This window comes from Microcoleus sp. OTE_8_concoct_300 (assembly GCF_031383065.1).
GTDB lineage: Bacteria > Cyanobacteriota > Cyanobacteriia > Cyanobacteriales > Microcoleaceae > Microcoleus.
In genome coordinates this window covers 1-1,417 of the sequence record NZ_JANMZH010000686.1, presented here as the reverse complement: position 1 = coordinate 1,417, position 1,417 = coordinate 1, and the positions used below count along the sequence as shown (strand labels likewise).

The 1,417-nt window shown below is 46.6% G+C and carries 1 protein-coding gene; it reads left to right on the top strand.

The features are described 5' to 3' along the window. On the top strand, positions 1-1,324 hold a 1,324-nt coding region (locus ACUVJL_RS31030), incomplete at its 5' end, for a choice-of-anchor D domain-containing protein (protein WP_445249345.1). Positions 1,325-1,417: the final 93 nt, after the last annotated feature.

Here is a 1,417-nt window from a genome sequence, read left to right as displayed (position 1 = left end):
CTTTGGCAGCGTAACAGTTGGCACCAGCCTCAACAAAACCTTTACCGTGAAAAATCTCGGTACAGCAGTTTTAAACCTCAGCAACCTTACCTTACCAACCGGATTTAGCCTAGTCGGAAGCTTACCTGCAACTGTGGCCGCGGCCGCGAGTGCTAATTTGCTTCTTCAAGTAGATACAGCCACGGCAGGAAATAAATCAGGTACGTTGCAATTTGTCAATGATGATAGTGACGAAAATCCCTTTGATTTCCCCATAGCGGCCAGAGTCACAGCCACACCAACTCCAACTCCAACTCCAACGCCGACACCGGAACCCGTACCCCCGACGACACCGGAACCCGTACCCACGCCGACACCGGAACCCGTACCAACGCCGACACCGGAACCCGTACCAACGCCGACGCCTGTTAACATTCCCGATACAGAGTGCATTTGCGATCAAATTGAGTATCCCAATCTCAACCAACCCAACCAACAAATTGATAATATTATCAATGGTGATCCCGACCCTCAAATTGGCACTCCCAGGAATGACGCCTATTTTGGCAGCAACAGTCCCAATAGCTTCGATGCTTTAGCTGGCAACGACAACCTATTTGGTGGCGAATTTAACGATACTTTCAACGCCAATAAAGGCAATGACTTCATTGACGGCAACAAGGGAGACGACATCTTAATTTGCGGCAAAGGAAACGATATCCTTCTTGGTGGTTTTGGTGAAGACCTGATCTATGGGAATGAGGGCAACGATGCAATTAACGGCCAAGAAGATAATGACTTAATCTTTGGCAATCAAGGTAATGATTTTATCGACGGTGACCAAGGAAACGATCACCTATTCGGGGGAAAATCTCAGGATTTAATTCTAGGTGGCGAAGGCAATGATACTCTCTTCGGACAACTCGAAGACGATACTTTGTGTGGCGGTGCAGGAGATGACTTCCTAAGCGGCAACAAGAATAACGACTTAATCGACGGCTGCGAAGGAAACGATACAATTTACGGCGGTCAAGATAATGATACATTACTCGGCTGCGTTGGTGATGATTTCTTGTCTGGAGGTTCAGGAAATGACAGCCTCATCGGAGGTTTGGGCAACGACACTTTTGTCTTAGGAGTCGTCAGCGGATTCGATATTATCTCTGATTTTGTTAAAGGTGAGGATTTCATAGGATTGTCGAGGGGTCTGAGTTTTAACCAGTTAGAAATAAGTCAGGACAATAACAGCGCGCTGATTAAGTTGAAAGGAAGTGGAGAAGTAATTGCTTCGTTAACTGGAGTCAATGCCAGCTTAATTGCTGTTAACGATTTCCGAATAGTCTGATATCCCGCTAAGGATCGCGAATTAAATAACTTACAATTTTAATTGTTATTGTGGGATGGGCGTCCCGCCCGTCCTTTTTGGACGGGCGGGACG